Here is a 17052-nt window from a genome sequence, read left to right on the forward strand (position 1 = left end):
CTTCTCGGTCGCCTTACTCGGTGCTGTGTCCAAGCCATCACTGCGTATGAACTAGCGAGGTTATCCGTGAGCGCAGTACACATCGCCCAGACGAAGCCGGTAGCCTCGAAGGACGTCGAGGCCAACCTCACGCAGCTGGAGTACCTGGCGCTGAACAGCTCCATGAACCTGGCTGACGGCCACGCCCGCCAGCTCCTCACCCCGACCCAGGCGGCGATCATCGACGACCTGCCGTCGATCTTCCGGGAGTCCGAGACGACCCCCGTCGAGGAGCTGGAGATCCGCGCCCACCAGGCGTTCTTCGGGGTGCTCGGGCAGCACTCCTATCCCGGGTCGGACGGGCGCGTGCTGGCCTGCTACTCGTCCTCGGTCGCGATGGAGATCCTGTCGCGCTCGCTGGTGACCAGGATCGACCGGATGGCGCTGGTCCACCCGACCTTCGACAACATCCCGGACATCCTGCGCGGCGTCGGCATCGAGCTCCTCCCGCTGGAGGAGGACGTGCTGCACGGCGGCGACCTCGGCCCCGGGCTGCTGGGCTCCGTCGGCGCCGTCTTCGTCACCACGCCGAACAACCCCACCGGCCGCGTCGTGCCCGAGGACCGCCTGCGCCGCCTCGCCGAGGAGTGCCGCGAGCACGACGTCGTGCTCTGCCTGGACACCTCCTTCCGCGGCTTCGACATCTCCGCGCAGTACGACCACTACGCGGTGCTGGAGGCCAGCGGCTGCCGCTGGGCGGTCGTGGAGGACACCGGCAAGCTGTGGCCGACCCTGGACCTCAAGATCGGCTGGCTGGTCACCTCGGCCAACCTGGGCCTGCCCACCGGCAAGATCTACTCCGACATCCTGCTCGGGGTCTCGCCGATGATCCTCACCCTGGTGCGGCGCTTCGCCGAGGACGCGGCCGACGGCGGCCTGGCCGACCTGCAGAAGTTCATCCAGAACAACCGCACCCTGCTGCGCACCGCCCTGGACGGGGTGCCCGGCGTCCACTTCCCGGACCTGCACAGCCGGGGCAGCGTGGAGCGCGTCCACACCGGCACCCGCTCCTCGATGGACGTGTGGTCGGGGCTGCGCGACCGGGGCGTGTACGCGCTGCCGTGCCACAAGTTCCACTGGGCCGACCCGGCGGGCGGGGACACCACGCTGCGCATCGCGCTGGCGCGCTCCACCGAGTCGCTCACCGACTGCGCCAAGATCATCCGCGAAGTCCTGCTGGACCGCTGATGACCACCGTCGAGGCCGGGTCCCACAGTCGCAGGTGGACGCCGGAGGTGGTCCAGGGCGGGGAACCGGCCGAGCCGTACAACCTCGGCCCCGGCTACCTGGACCAGGAACTGCTGCCGGTCGGCCTGATGCGCGAGGCCTACACCGCGGCGCTCGCCGAGTACGGCTCGGCGGCGCTGGGCTACGGCCTCGACAACGGCGCGCTGGACCTGCGGGCCGCACTGGCCGCCCGAGTGTCCACAGTGGATGGAATCGCGTGCGCCGCGGAGCAGGTGCTCGTCACCGCGGGCACGACCCAGGCGCTGAACCTGGTGTGCACGGCGCTGGCGGCACCCGGAGACCGGGTGCTGCTGGACCCGCACTGCTACGACCTGGGCAAGCAGATCTTCACCGACGCCGGGCTGGTCCCGGTCGCCGTCCCCGGCGACGCCGACGGGATGGACCCCGCCGCACTGGAGCGGGCGCTGCGCGGCGGGCGCACCGGATTCGTCTACCTGAACCCGACCTTCCACAACCCCACCGGCATCGTCGTGCCCCGGCACCGGCGCGCGGAGCTGGTCCGGGTCGCCACCGGCGGCGGGGTGCTCGTGGTGGAGGACGACGCCTACGCGGAACTGGGCCTGGACGGGACCCGCACACCGCCCTCGCTGGCGGCCCTCGCCGGCTACGAGGGGGTGGTCCGCCTCGGCTCGTTCGCGAAGACGCTGGCCCCCGGGTTGCGGCTCGGCTGGTTGCAGGCCTCGACCGGGCTGGCCGAGCGGCTGGTCACACGGGGGTCCTTCGTCAGCGGCGGCTGCCTCAACCACACCACCTCGCTCGCGGTCACCGCGCTGCTGCTGGACGGCGGGTACGACCGCCACCTGCGGTGGCTGCGGGCCCAGTTGGCCGCGCGCCGGGACGCCCTCGCCGAGACGCTGCGCGCCCGGCTGCCCGAGGAGATCGACTTCGCCCTGCCGGGCGGCGGTTTCTTCCTGTGGCTGCGCGCCCGCGGTGAGGTCGCCGAGGCCGACCTGGTGGGGGCCGCGAGCCGGGCGGGCGTCGCCGTCGCGCCCGGCTCGCGGTTCGGGTCCTCCTCGGGCGTGCGCGTGCGCCTGGCCTACAGCTTCACCTCGCCACAGCGGCTGACCGAGGCCGCCTCCCGGCTCGGCGCCGCGTGGCGGACGATTCTCGCCTAGGAGTTCCATGAGCCCGCACGGTTACAGCCTTCCGTTGTCCCCCAACGGTTTGTCCTCGATGATCACTCCGCCGCCGTGGCACTTCGCCGGTGAGGTGATCATGGTCGACTACCGCGTCGACCCCGAGCGCGCCGCGTCGTTCCTGCCGCCCGGGCTCACCTTGGGGGCTGATCCCGGCGCCGCGGCCGCCGTGTTCGCGGAGTGGAACTGGTGCTCGGACGATTCCGCGGAGCTGGCGGAGCCTCAGCGCTGCCAGTTCGCCGAGTTCCTGATCTTCATCGCCTGCGAGTACCAGGGCCGCCCGCTGGCGCGCTGCCCCTACGCGTGGGTGGACAAGTCCGTGCCGATGATGCGCGGGTGGGTGCAGGGCATGCCCAAGCAACTCGGCTCGATCCACCAGACTCGCCCCAAGCTCGTCGGCCGCACCGGGCCAACGCCGGGTTCAGGAGGTCGTTACGACGGCACCCTGTCGGTCAACGGCCGTCGCGTCGTCGAGGCCACCGTGACCTCTCAGGACGTCCTCGCCGAACCGCCGCTGCTGCACAACATTCCCTTGGTGCACACCAAGACCTCGCCCGCGTGGATCGACGGCGAGCAGCCCGTTTCGCAGCTGGTGACCTCGCGGGTGGACGGCGTGGAATTCTCGCCGATCCGCACCGGCCCGGCTTCGCTGCGCTTCCACGACATGATCGACGCCGACTTCGCGGGCTTGGCTCCGGTGTCCGTGGGTGCCGGCTACACGTTCCACTACGCCGAAACCCTCCACGGCGGCACCCTGCTCACCTGAGTGCGAGCGGGGCGCGGCGGCCGCGTGAACGCTACTGGGGGATTGGCCCACGCGGCCGCCGGGGAGCCCTGCAGGGACCCTGCTCCAGTCAAGCAAGGCACCCGGCGCGCGTCGTCAGTGCTGGGTGGGAGGAGCGGTACGCAGCTGGCTGTACCTCCACGTGGACGACACCCCCCGGTGGGATGTACTCCGCTACGCCGCGGGGGAGTCGACCGCCACTCCACAGGCGTAGTCACCAGGCGTAGTCAGCCCAGGTCCGCACTCCGGCTCAGAGTTCCCCGGTCTTCAAGTACCCCCTACCCCGCCCCCAGGTGTCCGTAACCGCCCCCAACCCCGCGCCGCCGACGGGGTTGGGGGCGGTTTGAGACTGCTGGGGCGGGGGTCCGTCGTACTTGAAGACTGCCCAACGTGGAATGGGTGATCTTCCGGGGCGGGTGTGCGAGATTGGTCCGCGTGACTGCCACGATGCTCGCCGGACGGCTCGACCTGATCACCAAGCGCTTCGCGGTGGAGGAGGTCCCCGTACCGCGACCGGCGCCGAACGAGGCCCTGGTCGCCGTGCGCGCCTCCGGGGTCTGCCTGTCCGACCTGCACCTCATCGCGGGCGTGTTCAACCCCTCGCGCACCGACGCGACGACGGTGACCCTCGGCCACGAGATCGCCGGGGTGATCGAGGCGGTCGGCGCGGACGTGCCGGACCGGCTGCGGGTCGGCCAGCGCGTCGCGCTCCAGGCCGGGCAGTCCTGCGGCGGCTGCGACAACTGCGTGCGCGCGCTGAGCCCGTGCCTGAACGTGCTCACCCGCGGCGTGGACTACGACGGGGGCTGGGCGGAGTACACAGTCGCCCGCCACGACACAGTCGTCCCGATCCCCGACAGCCTCCCGTTCGAGCAGGCCGCGATCATCCCCGACGCGGTCTCCACCCCGTTCGCCGCGATCGTGACGACCGCGCAGGTCAAGGTCGGCGAGTCGGCGGGCGTGTGGGGTATCGGCGGGCTCGGCACGCACGCCGTGCAGATCCTCCGCCTGGTCGGCGCGGCCCCGATCATCGCGATCGACCCGAACCCGGCGGCCCGCGAGCGCGCCCTCACCTTCGGCGCCGACACCGCCCTGAATCCGCTCGACGAGGACTTCGCCGGGCAGCTCCGCGCGGCCACCGGCGGCAAGGGCCTGGACCACGCCTTCGACTTCGCCGGAGCCGGAGCCGCGCGCACGCAGGGCGTGAAGTCCTTGGCACGCAATGGGAAACTCGTACTCGCCGGGCTCACGCCGGAGCAGCTGGAAGTGCCGCACAGCATCGTCTTCTGCTACGAACAGCAGCAGGTGCTCGGCCACTACGGCTCGCTCCCGCAGCACGTGGAGGACCTGATCGGGCTCGCGGGGCACGGGCGGCTGGACTTCTCCCGGTCGATCACCGACCGCATTCCCCTCGCCGAGGCCGACCGTGCGGTGAAGCAGTTGCACGACAAGGTCGGCGACCCGATCCGCCTCGTCCTCACCCCGTAAGCAACAAGGTCTTCCCGAGCGCGTCGCGGGACTCGATCGCGGCATGCGCGTCCGAAACCGAACCGCTGGACGCGCCGTGCACGGAGAACCGCCCGCCGCGCCGGAGCAAAGCGAACGCCGCACGCCCGATCTCGCCGCCGACACCGTCGAAGACGACGTCCACGGGCCCGATCCCCGCAGTCCAGTCCACTGTGGAGTAATCGACCACCGCGTCCGCGATGAGCGACTTCACCGGCGCCGCGGCCTGCTCGGCGAACGACCCGGTCATTCCCGGATCGGCGAGCACGCGTCGGCCGAGCCACCCCGTGTCGACGCGCTTGCCGGTCGTGATCACCACGCCCGCCACGATGCCGCCGGGCACGTAGGGCGGCTCGGGCACCTCGTGCCATTTGTCCACGCCACGCCGGATTTGGGTTTCCACGAAGGTGATCCCGGCGACGGCGACCTTCACGACCACCTCACCCACGCCCGCGGAAGGGGCCTGGGCCTCACCGGGAACCAGCACCTCGGGACCGCCGAACCGCGTCAGTTCCACAACTCGCATGACCCGAGTCTTCAACCTCAACTCGGGTTCAGGTCAACCTCGCGCGGAGAAACGACGCCGTCGCGGCGTCGGCGGGGAAGAAGGACTCGACGGACAGCTCCGCGACGGTGATGTCCAGGGCCGTGCCGAAGGTGGACACCGTGCTCAGCAGGCTCAGCTCCGCACCCGCGTGCCGGACCCGCAACGGCACGAACACCTCGCCGGTGTCGGGCACCTCCACCTCCGGCTCGTCGCACGGGTAGTCGCGCAGCTCCGCGAGCAGCGAGGCGACCTCGGCGTCCCCGCTGACCGCGACCTCCCTGGCGAGGCGGCCCAGCAGGTGCGCCCGCCACTGGCCGAGGTTCACGATGCGCGAGGCCATGCCGTCCGGATGCAGACTGATCCGCAGCGCATTCGGTTGTCCCGCAAGCAGATGCGGTGCGATGTCATCGGTGAACAACGAGCTGGCCGCGTTCGCCTCGACCAGGTTCCACCGGCGATCGACGGCCACCGAGGGATACGGCTCGTGCGCGGCGAGGACCTGGCGCACCGCCGCCTGGACCGCGCTCAGCCGCGGTGAATCCAGTGCGCTCTCCCGATAAGCGGGCGCGAACCCCGCGGCGAGCAGCAGCCGGTTGCGCTCGCGCAGCGGCACCTCCAGCTGTTCGGCCAGCCGCAGCACCATGTCGCGGCTCGGCGCGGACCGCCCCGTCTCGACGAAGCTCAGGTGCCGCGCGGAGATGTCGGCGCGCAGCGACAGGTCCAACTGCGACAACCGGCGCCGCCCGCGCCAGTCCCGCAACAGTTCGCCAACCGGAGTGCTCATGCCCCGAGCTTAAGCGGGGGAGCCATTACCCGCGGGGTAATCGACACCACGACCTCCTCCGGTCGATTGTTGTTCCACACCAACCGAAGGAGACCGCAGTGACCGACATCGCCGCACGCTACATCGCCGTCTGGAACGAGACCGACGCGGTGCGGCGCAGGCAGCTCGTCGACGAGCTGTTCACCGAGGACGCCACCTACACCGACCCGCTGGCCGACGTCACCGGGCGGGACGGCATCGACGCGCTGATCGCCGGGGCGCAGCAGCAGTTCGCCGGACTGGCCTTCACCGCGCCCGCCGAGGCCGACGCGCACCACGACATCGCCCGCTTCCACTGGCACCTCAACGCCCCCGGCGAGGTGGAGCCGGTGGCGATCGGCTTCGACGTGGTGCGCGTGAGCGGCGACCGGATCAGCTCGGTGCTGGGGTTCCTGGACCGGGTCCCCGGCTGAGCCGCGCCATCTCCTCGGCGGAGAGCTTGATCCGCGCCGCCTCCACGTTCTGCTCCAGGTGCTCCGGATCGCCCGTGCCCGGGATCGCCAGCACGTGCGAACCCCGGTGCAGCGTCCACGCGATCATGACCTGCGCCGGGGTCACCCCGTGCGCCGCGGAGATCTCGGCGAGGGTGTCCTCCGGCGCGGCGCGGTCGACGGAGAAGAACGGCACGAACGCGACGCCCTGCTCACCGCACAGGTCGAGCAGGGCGTCGTCCTCACGCGCCCCCAGCCCGTACAGGTTCTGCACGCACACCACCGGCGCGATCGCGCGCGCCTCGGCCAGGTGCTCGGCGCCGACGTTGGAGATCCCGAGGTGCCGGATCAGCCCCTCCTGGCGCAGCTCGGCCAGCACGCCGAACTCCTCGGCGATCGAGCCGGTGCCGCGCTCCAGACTGGCCCCGATGCGCAGGTTCACCACGTCGAGGTGGTCGACGCCGAGCTGGCGCAGGTTCTCCTCCACCTGCCCGCGCAGCTGCTCCGGCCGCGCCCGGTGCCACTCGCCCGAGGGGTCGCGGCCGGGTCCGACCTTGGTCGTGATCACCAGGTCCGACGGGTACGGGCGGAGCGCGGAGTTGATCAGCTCGTTCGCCGACAGCAGCGGCGAGAAGTAGAAGGAAGCGGTGTCGATGTGGTTCACGCCGAGCTCCACCGCGCGCCGCAGCACCGAGATGGCCTGGTCGCGGTCGAGCGGGCGGGTGGTCAGGCGCATCGCGCCGTAGCCGAGCCGGTTGACCGTGTGGTCGCCCAACTCCCATGTGGACGTCGTCATGGTGCCCAGCCTGCGCCCGGTCCGGCGGTCACGCCGCCGATCGGCAACTTCCTGCCACACTGGGTTCATGACCAGCACGATCGTCCGGAGCGAGGAAGCGCTCTTCGCGCGCACGGCGCACCTGTTCGCCTCGGCGACCGAGGTCGCGTGCGCCGCCGACGACCTCAACACCTGGGCGAGCTCGCGACCGCGGCCCCGCCCCCAGCTGCACGGGGACAAGCGCGTCCGCAAGATGTACCGCCCCGGGGTGCTGCTCGACCCGACGTCGGCCGCCCACCTGCGCGAGCTGGACCGGGTCGGCGTCGACGTCCGGATCAGCCCCGACGAGATCAACGAGACGATCATCCTCGACCGCCGCCTCGTGATCCTGGCGGGCGAGCTCGTCGGCGGGTCGCGGGAGTTCAGCGTGTTCGACAGCCCCGACGTGGTGCGCAGCGTGTCCACGCTGTTCGAGGCCGCGTGGCGGGTGGCGAGCCCGCTGGCGGCCTACGAGGTGCGCTTCGCCGAGCTGCGGGCGCTCGCGCCGAAGCTGCTGGACGTGCTCGCCTCCGGCTGCAAGGACGAGACGGCGGCGCGGCGGCTCGACCTCGGCGTGCGCACCTACCGGCGGCGGGTGGCCGAGCTGATGGCGGCGCTCGGCGCGACGTCCCGGTTCCAGGCCGGGGTGCGGGCCCGCGAGCTCGGGCTGGTGTGATCATCCGGGTACGGTTGCCCGGTGTTCGCGGGGCTCGACAAGATCGACTGGTTATCGCTGGAGCACGCGTACGGACCCGCGGAGGACGTCCCGGAGATCCTGCGCGGCCTGGTTTCCGCCGATCCCGGGGCCCGCGAGCTGGCCTATGAGGACTTCGCCGACGTCCTGCACCACGGCGGCGACGTGTACGAGCCGACCGCGCTGGCCGTGCCCTTCCTGCTCGAAGCCGTGTGCGCCGCGTCGACCCCGCGGCGGCACGATCTGCTGAACCTCCTCGCCAGCGTCGGTGGCGTCGACGAGACCGGCCTCAACATGTGGGCGCCGGAGGATCCCGACCCCTATGACAACCACCGGCACACCGCAACCGCCCGCGCGTCGATCGGCACGGCGCTCACCAGGCTCATCGCGCTGTTCGACGACCCCGATCCTGAAGTCCGCCGTGCGCTCCCCGCGGTCCTCGTCGTGTGCCAGGAGCATTGGGGTGCAACGATTTCCGTGCTTCGGCAACGCCTGACCGCCGAGTCCGATCCGCACGCGCGCGCGGCGCTGGTGCGGGCGGTCGGCATGATCGCGCCGCACCTCGACGACGAGACCGCGCTCGACGAGATCCTGGCGTGGATCGCCGAGCGCGCGGCCGACCACGACAGCCCGATCGTCCAGCTCCGCGCACTGGCGACGCTCGCGGAAGTCGATCCCGGCGCTCTGCCCGCCAACGTCGCCGAGGTCGCGATCGCCGCCGTCGACGGTGCCGACGTCGGGCACCTGGTCCGTTCGCTGGACACGGCGCTCAGTGGTCGCGTCGCCGAGCGAACCGCGCTCATGATCGAGCTGCTTTCCTTTCCCAGCAAGGAAATCCGTCGCCTGGGCAGCTCGCTCGCCCGCGGGCTCGTCCGGGAGTGGCGCGGAGACCACAGCGAGCTGGCCCGGCGCGTCGGCGACCTCCTCGCGGACCCGGAGCTGGCCAGGGATGCCGCGGAGACACTCGACCACTTCGGCCCGGACGCCTCGCCCGCTGCCGATGCGCTCGTCGCGGCCATGGACGGCTCCACATGGCTCGTGCGGACTTTGGCGCGCACAGGCGACGAGCGTGCTTTGTCGCCCGTGCGGGAAGCCTTGGAGCGCAAGGACATTCCCTTCGACATCGGCAGCATGCTCTACGGCATCCGTGCGCACGCCGCGCCGTTGCTGCCCGTGCTGTGCGCGCGTCTTCGCGATGTGAGCGACGAATGGCGACGCGGAGCGCTGCTCACCGCGATCGGCAACCTTGAGCAACGCGGCGCCGAGGCCGCTCCGGATCTGGTGGAGCTGTTGGAGTCCGGAGCCCGCGACAGCGCCTTGTTCTACGCGCTGAGAGCGGTGGGTCCGGCGGCGCAGGCGGCAGTGCCGCTGCTGCGGAGGCTCTGCGACGAACACCCGTTCGACGCGCCGCTCACGCTGTGGCGGATCACGGGCGATCCCGCGCCGGCGCTGGCCGCGATCACCGCAGGCAACGAGGGGATGAGGCTGGCCGCCGCGCTCGGCCCCGCCGCGACCGGCGCGCTTCCGCTCGTGCGCGCTCGGCTGGAGGTGGCTGAGCCGTGGGCGCTCATGCACGCCGCCATCGCGCTCTGGGAGATCACCTCGGACCCGGAACCCGTGGTCCCGGCGTTGCTCACCGCCTGGCGCGGCAGCCAGCACTGCCGCATCCCGGTAGCACGATTCCTGGCGGAAATCGGCCATCCCGCCCGCGCGGCGGAAGGGGTGCTGCGCGCCGAGCTCGGCCAGCCCAGGCGGCACAACGTCGGCGTCTACTTCGCCGACGCGGTGGGCGAGGACCTGGAACTGCTCCACGCCTGCACCCGAGCTTTAGGTTTTTTCGGTCCGTCACAGGGCAACTAAATTCCATGCGACATCTACGTCGGCCGCACCAGCCCGGTGACCAGTGGACACCGGTCAACGAAGCGGACCAGAACTTCGGGGCGATCATGCTCGTCGAGCTGGTCGTCCGGCCCGTGGCGTACACGACCTTCGACCCGGGGGCCGACCCCCGGCGCGGAACCATGGCGGAGCTGCTGGCGCTCACCTCCGTCCTGCGCGTCGACCACCTCGTCATGCGCGTGCGCGCCGTGGTGGAGACCGAAGGCCAGCGCGCGCCGCACGGGGGCGCGGACCGGATAGCCACCGCGGTGCTGGAGAGCTGCGAAGCGTTCACTCACCGGTGGCGCACCGAGCTGCTCGACCCGCCGGTGTTCAACCGCGAGCTGACCGTGCTCGAAGAGTTCCTCGACGCGATAGCGCTCGATCTCGCGACGGGCCTCAACCACGGCAGGGTCTGAGGAGGCGGCCATGGCCATCGAAGGACAGCAACCCGAACAGCGGCAGTCCTATCCCGGCAGCACGGACGAGATGAACCCCGAGCCGCACGACGAGATGCGCGGCTACGTCGGCCGTGACCTGCTCGCCGGGCGGAAGGCGCTGATCACCGGCGGGGACTCCGGGATCGGGCGGGCGGTGGCCGTGGCGTTCGCCAAGGAGGGCGCCGACGTCGCGATCGTCTACCTCGACGAGCAGGAGGACGCCGACGCCGAGCACACCAGACGCCTGGTCGAGGCCGAGGGCCGGACCGCGCTGGTGCTCCGCGCCGACCTCGCCGTGGAACGCAACTGCCAGGACGTCGTGCGGCAGACCGTGGACGCGCTCGGCGGGCTGGACCTGCTGGTCAACAACGTGGCCACGCAGAAGCCGGTGCAGGACTTCGCCGAGCTCGACCCCGAGCAGTGGGACCGCACGTTCAAGGTCAACATCTACAGCTACTACTGGGTCACCCTCGCCGCGCTGCCGCACCTGCCCAAGGGCTCCTCGGTGATCAACACCAGCTCGATCAACGGGCTGCGCGGGAACAAGTCGCTCATCGACTACTCCGCGACCAAGGGAGCGGTGAACGCGCTGACCTACTCGCTGTCGCAGTCCTTGCAGGAGCGCGGCATCCGCGTCAACGCGGTCGCTCCGGGCCCGGTGTGGACGCCGCTGATCCCCGCGACCATGGGGGAGGAGAAGGCGGGCGAGTTCGGCACCCAGGTGCCCATGGGCCGCGCGGCGCAGCCCGACGAGATCGCGCCGTCGTACGTGTTCTTCGCATCCGACCGGCTCTCCAGCTACTACACCGGGGAGGTCCTTGCTCCGATCGGGGGTGAGACCCTGCCCGGCTGAGCCGCTGCTGAAAGACTGACGACGTGGATGACGATCTTGTCGCTCTCGCCGCCGCGCACGGCGTCGCTACCTGGTACGAGGACGGGAACCGGGAACGCGTCGACGTGGCGCCGGACGTGGTGGCCGACGTGCTCGCGCTGCTCGACGTGGACGCCTCGACGCCCGCTTCGGTGCGCGCCGAGCTGAACCGCGTGCGGGCGCGTGCGGCCGAGGACCGGTTGCCGCCGACGATCGTGCTGCGGCAGGGAGCGACCCGCCCGGTCGGAGCCGGAGAGCTGCGCTGCGAAGACGGCACTTCGCTTGCCGTGGACGGAGAACTGCCCGCTGACCTCCCGTTGGGCTGGCATGAGCTGCGCGTCGGTTCCCAGGTGGTCACCGTGGTCGTCGCTCCGCCCGCGCTGCCCGAACCGCCGCGCGCGTGGGGGTGGATGCTCCAGCTCTACGCCGTCCGCTCGGCGGAGTCGTGGGGGATGGGCGACCTGGCCGACCTCGCCGAGTTCACGCGGTGGGCGGGGGAGTACGGGGCCGGGATGGTGCTCGTCAACCCCCTGCACGCACCGAACCTCGTCGAGCCCGTGGAGCCGTCGCCGTACTCCCCGTCCAGCCGCCAGTTCGTCAACCCGCTCTACCTCCGCATCGAGCACACCGACGCCTATGCGCGCGCCGACGCGGAAACGCGGGCTCAGGTCGATTCTTTGCGTGCCCCCAACGGTGATCGCATCGACTACGACGAGGTGTGGCGGGCCAAACGCGCCGCGCTGGAGTTGTTGTGGCCCTTCGCCGAGGTGACCGAGCCGGACGCCGCGCTGCGGACTTTCGCCACGTTCTGCGTCATCGCCGAGAAGCACGGTCCCGACTGGCGCACGTGGCCAGAGGAGTTGCGGCACCCGCGTTCCGTCCGGCTCGACAATGACCGCGTCCGGTTCCACGTGTGGCTGCAACAGTTGTGCTTCGCGCAGCTTTCCCAAGCGCGCCAAGGCGTTCGCGTCGTCCACGATCTCGCGGTCGGGGTGAACCCCGCGGGCGCCGACGGATGGATGCTCCAGGACGTCCTGGCGAAGGCCAGCGTCGGCGCCCCGCCCGATGAGTTCAACCAGCAGGGCCAGAACTGGGGTCTGCCGCCGTGGCGTCCGGATCGCTTGGCGGAGCAGGGATATCGGCCCTATCGCGATGTGCTGCGCGCCGTGCTCCGGCACGCGGACGGCATCCGCATCGACCACGTCGCCGGGCTGTGGCGGCTGTGGTGGGTTCCTGAGGGCTCCGGCCCGGAGCGCGGCACGTACGTCCACTACGACGCCGAGGCGATGCTCGGAGTCCTCGCCCTGGAAGCACATCGGGCCAACGCCGTGGTGATCGGTGAGGACCTGGGCACGGTCGAGCCCGAAGTCACCGAAGCACTGCACGCGCAGAACATGCTCGGCTCCACGGTCGTCTGGTTCCAACGCGATCATGAAGCCGACGGCCGCCCGCTGATCCCGCCCGCCGCATGGCCCGCGAACGCCGTCGCGAGCATTTCAACGCACGATCTGCCCACCGCGCCGGGTTTTCTCAGCGGTGAGCACGTGCGGGTGCGCTCCGAGATCGGCGTCCTCGCGCGCCCGCTCGCCGAGGAACAGGCCCACGCGGACGCCGAGCGAGCCGACTTCCTGTCCCTGCTGCGCTCGGAGCTGTTGCTGGGGCACGAGAACGCCACCGATGACGAGATCGTCGTGGCCCTACACGGCTTGCTCGTACACAGCCCTTGCCGTGTCTTGCTGATCTCGCCCTACGACCTCGTAGGCGAGGTCCGCCAGCCCAACCTGCCCGGCACCGTCACCGAATACCCCAACTGGAAGCTCCCCCTCCCGCTGACGCTTCCTTCCCTCTACGAGGACCCCCGCGTCCGCAAGGTAATCGAGCTTCTCAACCCCCTCAGCTAAACTAGGCGCATGCTCATCCTCCCCACCCCGCCCTCCTAGGCCGAGGTGGTCCAAACCAATCCCGTTTCGTACTCATAGCCGTAAATAGAGCGCTCCCATCTACGGCTATGAGTACGAAACGGGAAAGAGCTGTGCGCGCGTGGGGGCTAGCGGGATGTGGAGAGCACGGGGGGCTTGGAGCGGTCGAGGCCCAAGTAGACGCCCAGCATCACGATGAGCGAGATGCCGACACCGACTACGGCCACCACGTGGATCGCTGAGGTGAAAGCGATCCGTGCGGCGGCGAGGGCGGGAGTGCCCACAGCGCCCGCGACGCTCTCGGTGACCTGCGATGGCACTCCGGCGGGGAGATTGGCGCGGTAGACGGCGGTGCCGAGGCTGCCCAGGACGGCGATGCCGAGCGCGCCACCGAACTCGTTGCCGGTCTCCGACAGGGCGGAGGCGGCACCGGCGCGCTCACGAGGAACGGCGGTGAGGATCAGGTCGGTGCCGAGGGTCGCGACGGTGCCGAAGCCACCCGCCAGGATCGCCGAGCCCGCGAGCATCGTGAACAGGCCGTCCTGTGGGGACAACCAGACCAGCAGCAGGAAGCCGGACGCGCCGACGCCGAGGCCGCCGAGGATCAGGGTGCGGAGGTCCACCCACCGGACGAGCCGAGGGGCGAGCACCGCGCCGACGACCGACGCGGCCATGCCCGGGATCGACCACAGGGCAGCGGAGAGCGGGCTCATCCCGAGCACCACCTGCATGTACTGGCTGGTGAACAGGGACAGGCCGATCATCCCGAACAGGGTCAGCGCGTTCGCGGCCAACGCCGAACGGAACGTGCCGGAGGAGAACAGCCGCAGGTCCAGCAGCGGGTCGGCCTGCCGCCGCTGGCGACGCACGAACGCCACGCCCATCGCGACACCGAAGACGATGGCGAGGACGGAGGACACGGCGAAACCGTCAGCGGCGATCTTCTTGACGCCGTAGATCGCGGGCAGCACCGCGGCGAGGGACATGGCGGCGCCGAGCAGGTCGAAGCGGCCCGGGTTGGGGTCGCGGGACTCCTTGAGCAGCAACGGTCCCGCGATCAGCAGCAGCACCATCACCGGCACGTTGATCAGGAACACCGAACCCCAGTCGAAGTGCTCCAGCAGCACGCCGCCGATGATCGGGCCGAGCATCGCGCCGCCACCGAAACCCGCGCCCCAGACGCCGATCGCGGTCGTCCGTTGGGTCGGATCGGCGAACAGGTCCCGGATCAGCGACAGCGTCGACGGCATCAGCGTCGCCCCGCCGATGCCCATCAGGGCGCGCGCCGCGATCAGCAGGCCCGGGGTGGGCGCGAAGGCCGCGACGACCGACGCCAGGCCGAACGCCGCGCCCCCGAGCACCAGCAGCCGCCGCCTGCCGATCCGGTCGCCGAGCGTGCCCATCGTGATCAGCAGACCGGCCAGCAGGAACGGGTAGGCGTCCATGATCCAGAGCATCTCGTCGGCCGAGGGCCGCAGCTCGGTGGTGAGCACCGGCAGCGCGATGAACAGCACCGAGTTGTCCAGCGAGATCAGCAGCACCGGCAGCACGAGAACGGCCAACCCCAGCCACTCGCGCCGCCCGGCCCTGGTCGTGTCGGTCATCCGAGAACCCCCATGTGAGTACGCCGTAGTGCGCTCCGCGTACAAGCTACGCAAAATGTCGAAACACCGGCAAGCGCACGTGATGAAGTGCAAAGACACCAATACGTCACACGTGTCGAAATGATCAGTTATCCTTACGTCACACCGGGCGTGTGTGATGAAAAGAGGGCGGATGGCCGACTGCGCCGAATGTGGCAAGGAGCTGCGGCAGCCCGCGCGCGGCCGTCGCCCGCGCTACTGCTCCCGGTCCTGCCAGGCACGCGCCTACCGAGCAAGGGCCGCGCGCCGCGAAGGCACGGCGCCCCCGGTGCCGAGGCGGCCCGATCCCGACGCCGAGCCCGAGCTGAGCCGCGAGCGCATCGTGCGGGCCGCCATCGCGCTCGGCGACGCCGAGGGGCTGCTCGCGGTGTCCATGCGGCGCGTCGCGGTGGAGCTGGGCGCGGGCACGATGTCGCTCTACCGCTACGTCTCCGGCAAGGAGGAGCTGGTCACGCTGATGGTCGACGAGGTCTTCGCCGCCCGCGTCGACGAGCTGCCGACCGAAGGGCCGTGGCGGGAGCGCGTCGAGATGTGCGCGCGGCTGCACTGGGAGATCTGCCGTCGTCACCCGTGGGTCGTGCAGACCGTGTCGGTGACCCGCCCCGCGTTGAGCCGCAACGGGATGCGCTGGACGGAGGCGGTGCTCGCCGCCTTGGACGGGCGCGGCCTGAGCATGGCCGAGATGCTGAGCTGCATGGTCCTCGTCAACGGCTTCGTGCAGGGCGTGGCGCTGTTGATGCTCAACGAGATCGAGGCGCACCGGGCCAGCGGCATGACCAACCGGCAGTGGTGGGACCGGGCCGAGCCGATGTTCGCCGAGGTGATGGCCTCCGGCGACTTCCCGGTGCTGGCCAGGGCCGAGGACGCCGACTTCAACGACGGCTACGAGAGCATGGACGAGGACTTCGAGTTCGGTCTCGAACGGATGCTGGACGGCCTGGCGGTGTTCGTCGGTGGTCGGGCGTAGGTTCGGTCCATGACCACGCGGACGATCTTCGGGATCGACTGGGACCACGACGACCTCACCGGGTTGAGCTTCGAGCACGTGGCCTTCGTCGACCTCGACCTCACCGAGGCCACCGGCCAGGGCGCGGTGTTCTCCGAGTGCACCTTCCGCGACACGGCGTTCAACGTCTCCGAGCACACCGGGTCGGCGTTCCTCAACTGCACGTTCGCCAAGTGCGACCTCTTCGAGGCCACCTTCACCGACTGCAAGTTCGTCGGCAGCAGGTTCGACGGCTGCGCCTTCACCCTGACGAAGGTCGTCGGCGGGGACTGGTCGTTCACCGGCCTGCGAGGGGCGGACCTGCGCAAAGCCTCGTTCAGCGGAGTGCGGATGCGTGAGGCGGACCTGACCGGCGCGCGGTGTGAAGGCGCGACGCTGCACCGCCTCGACCTCTCCGGCGCGGTGCTGGACAAGGCCAACCTGGAGCGCTGCGACCTGCGCGGCAGCGATCTGTCCTCTGTGGACCCGTTGACGGTCTCGTTGAAGGGAGCGCTGATCGAACCGGAGCAGGCGATGGTGCTCGCCGCCGGGCTCGGCGTGCGGTTCGCCTGACTCAGTCCGCTCGGCGGTCGACGAGCAGGCCGAGTCCGTCGAGGATGCGCTCGATCCCGAACTCCAAGCCCTGGTCCTGCGCGCCGCCCGCCGCGGCCGACGCCATCGCCGCGCACACCGCGGGATAGCGCGCACCGTGCTCGCGCAGCACGCCGCCCATGATCATCCCCGCGTCGCGTTCGGGCTGCTCCGTCGTGCCCTGCTGCGCGATCATCCGGATGTGGCCCGCGATGAGCGCGACCGCGTCGAGCCGTTCACCCCCGTCGAGCCCGGTGTCCTCCATCGCGACGAGCGCCGACTCCAGCCAGCCGATCTCGTTGGGGCCGAGCACCCGCGGCCCGACCGTGGCCTCGACCAGCCACCGATGCGCCTGGAAGCCGGTCAGCATGCGCATCGCCCACGCCCGTAGCCGCTCCCGCCAGTCGTTCCCGGTCAGGTCCGGCGGTGCGCCCAGCGCCCGGTCGATCATCAGCGCGACCAGCTCGGCCTTGCCCGGCACGTAGCGGTAGAGCGACATCTTCGTGAAGGACAGCTCGTCCGCGACCCGCTGCATCGACACCGCGGCCAGGCCCTCGGCGTCGGCGACCGCGGTGGCCGCCCGCACCAGCTGGTCGACGGTCAGCGCGGGTTTGGGGCCGCGCCGAGGCTTCTGCGGCGCTCCCCACAGCAGTTCTACCAGCGGTTCTTGGTCCCGTCCCATAACTGTGTCTACTATACGCAG

17 protein-coding genes are annotated in these 17052 nt (G+C 70.7%); 12 read left to right on the forward strand and 5 right to left on the reverse strand.

Features of this window, described 5'->3' with window-relative positions; translation table 11 throughout:
- Nucleotides 1-66: 66 nt before the first annotated feature.
- The 4 genes from mppP to NLX83_RS26585 all read left to right on the forward strand — a co-directional run bounded on the left by mppP (nt 67) and on the right by NLX83_RS26585 (nt 4695).
- Nucleotides 67-1227 carry an enduracididine biosynthesis enzyme MppP gene (mppP, locus tag NLX83_RS26570; protein ID WP_254237904.1) on the forward strand — a complete coding sequence of 387 codons (1161 nt, stop codon included), beginning with the start codon at nt 67-69 and terminating at the stop codon, nt 1225-1227.
- Nucleotides 1227-2402: an aminotransferase class I/II-fold pyridoxal phosphate-dependent enzyme gene (locus NLX83_RS26575; protein ID WP_254237905.1), complete on the forward strand. Its 1176-nt coding sequence runs from the start codon at nt 1227-1229 to the stop codon at nt 2400-2402. Before mppP ends, NLX83_RS26575 begins: the two co-directional genes overlap by 1 nt.
- A gap of 7 nt (nt 2403-2409) precedes the next feature.
- The gene (gene mppR, locus NLX83_RS26580) at nt 2410-3189 is read left to right on the forward strand and encodes an enduracididine biosynthesis enzyme MppR (protein ID WP_254237906.1); all 780 of its coding nucleotides are present in this window, start codon (nt 2410-2412) and stop codon (nt 3187-3189) included.
- Nucleotides 3190-3642: 453 nt separating this feature from the next.
- Complete coding sequence (locus NLX83_RS26585) at nt 3643-4695, forward strand: zinc-binding dehydrogenase (RefSeq protein ID WP_254237907.1); 1053 nt, start codon at nt 3643-3645, stop codon at nt 4693-4695.
- Here NLX83_RS26585 and NLX83_RS26590 read toward each other — a convergent pair.
- Together NLX83_RS26590 and NLX83_RS26595 are read right to left on the reverse strand one after the other, a co-directional pair.
- Nucleotides 4685-5239 (reverse strand): alcohol dehydrogenase catalytic domain-containing protein, encoded by a 555-nt coding sequence (locus NLX83_RS26590; RefSeq protein ID WP_254237908.1) that lies wholly within the window; start codon nt 5237-5239, stop codon nt 4685-4687. The genes NLX83_RS26585 and NLX83_RS26590 overlap by 11 nt on opposite strands.
- A 28-nt stretch (nt 5240-5267) precedes the next feature.
- The gene (locus NLX83_RS26595; RefSeq protein WP_254237909.1) at nt 5268-6044 is read right to left on the reverse strand and encodes a helix-turn-helix domain-containing protein; all 777 of its coding nucleotides are present in this window, start codon (nt 6042-6044) and stop codon (nt 5268-5270) included.
- 98 nt (nt 6045-6142) lie between these two features.
- Between NLX83_RS26595 and NLX83_RS26600 the strand changes: the two genes are divergently transcribed.
- The gene (locus NLX83_RS26600; protein WP_254237910.1) at nt 6143-6496 is read left to right on the forward strand and encodes a nuclear transport factor 2 family protein; all 354 of its coding nucleotides are present in this window, start codon (nt 6143-6145) and stop codon (nt 6494-6496) included.
- On the opposite strand, the gene NLX83_RS26605 is transcribed toward NLX83_RS26600, so the two are convergent.
- Nucleotides 6456-7310, reverse strand: coding sequence for an oxidoreductase (locus NLX83_RS26605; protein ID WP_254238146.1), 855 nt, complete (start codon nt 7308-7310; stop codon nt 6456-6458). The genes NLX83_RS26600 and NLX83_RS26605 overlap by 41 nt on opposite strands.
- 67 nt (nt 7311-7377) lie before the next feature.
- Between NLX83_RS26605 and NLX83_RS26610 the strand changes: the two genes are divergently transcribed.
- The 5 genes from NLX83_RS26610 to malQ are packed head-to-tail and all read left to right on the forward strand — an operon-like array spanning nt 7378 to nt 13112.
- A complete protein-coding gene (locus NLX83_RS26610) occupies nt 7378-8004 on the forward strand; it encodes a DNA-binding response regulator (protein ID WP_254237911.1) in 627 nt (208 codons plus the stop codon).
- 21 nt (nt 8005-8025) lie between these two features.
- Nucleotides 8026-9882 carry a hypothetical protein gene (locus tag NLX83_RS26615; RefSeq protein ID WP_254237912.1) on the forward strand — a complete coding sequence of 619 codons (1857 nt, stop codon included), beginning with the start codon at nt 8026-8028 and terminating at the stop codon, nt 9880-9882.
- A 5-nt stretch (nt 9883-9887) separates the two neighbouring features.
- Nucleotides 9888-10319, forward strand: a complete 432-nt coding sequence (locus tag NLX83_RS26620) for a hypothetical protein (protein WP_254237913.1) — start codon at nt 9888-9890, stop codon at nt 10317-10319.
- Between the two features lie 10 nt (nt 10320-10329).
- The gene (locus tag NLX83_RS26625) at nt 10330-11193 is read left to right on the forward strand and encodes an SDR family oxidoreductase (protein ID WP_254237914.1); all 864 of its coding nucleotides are present in this window, start codon (nt 10330-10332) and stop codon (nt 11191-11193) included.
- Between the two features lie 23 nt (nt 11194-11216).
- On the forward strand, nt 11217-13112 hold the full coding sequence (malQ, locus tag NLX83_RS26630; RefSeq protein ID WP_254237915.1) for a 4-alpha-glucanotransferase: 1896 nt from the start codon (nt 11217-11219) through the stop codon (nt 13110-13112).
- A gap of 146 nt (nt 13113-13258) precedes the next feature.
- On the opposite strand, the gene NLX83_RS26635 is transcribed toward malQ, so the two are convergent.
- Nucleotides 13259-14734 carry an MFS transporter gene (locus tag NLX83_RS26635; RefSeq protein WP_254237916.1) on the reverse strand — a complete coding sequence of 492 codons (1476 nt, stop codon included), beginning with the start codon at nt 14732-14734 and terminating at the stop codon, nt 13259-13261.
- Nucleotides 14735-14906: 172 nt separating this feature from the next.
- On the opposite strand from NLX83_RS26635, the gene NLX83_RS26640 reads away from it, so the two are divergent.
- Both NLX83_RS26640 and NLX83_RS26645 read left to right on the forward strand, forming a co-directional pair.
- Complete coding sequence (locus tag NLX83_RS26640; protein WP_254237917.1) at nt 14907-15740, forward strand: TetR/AcrR family transcriptional regulator; 834 nt, start codon at nt 14907-14909, stop codon at nt 15738-15740.
- A gap of 9 nt (nt 15741-15749) precedes the next feature.
- The gene (locus NLX83_RS26645; RefSeq protein WP_254237918.1) at nt 15750-16331 is read left to right on the forward strand and encodes a pentapeptide repeat-containing protein; all 582 of its coding nucleotides are present in this window, start codon (nt 15750-15752) and stop codon (nt 16329-16331) included.
- 1 nt (nt 16332) lies between these two features.
- On the opposite strand, the gene NLX83_RS26650 is transcribed toward NLX83_RS26645, so the two are convergent.
- Nucleotides 16333-17031 carry a TetR/AcrR family transcriptional regulator gene (locus NLX83_RS26650; protein ID WP_254237919.1) on the reverse strand — a complete coding sequence of 233 codons (699 nt, stop codon included), beginning with the start codon at nt 17029-17031 and terminating at the stop codon, nt 16333-16335.
- Between the last annotated feature and the right edge of the window lie 21 nt (nt 17032-17052).

The sequence above is a fragment of the Allokutzneria sp. A3M-2-11 16 genome, from assembly GCF_024213555.1.
In the GTDB taxonomy this organism is placed as follows: Bacteria; Actinomycetota; Actinomycetes; order Mycobacteriales; family Pseudonocardiaceae; genus Allokutzneria.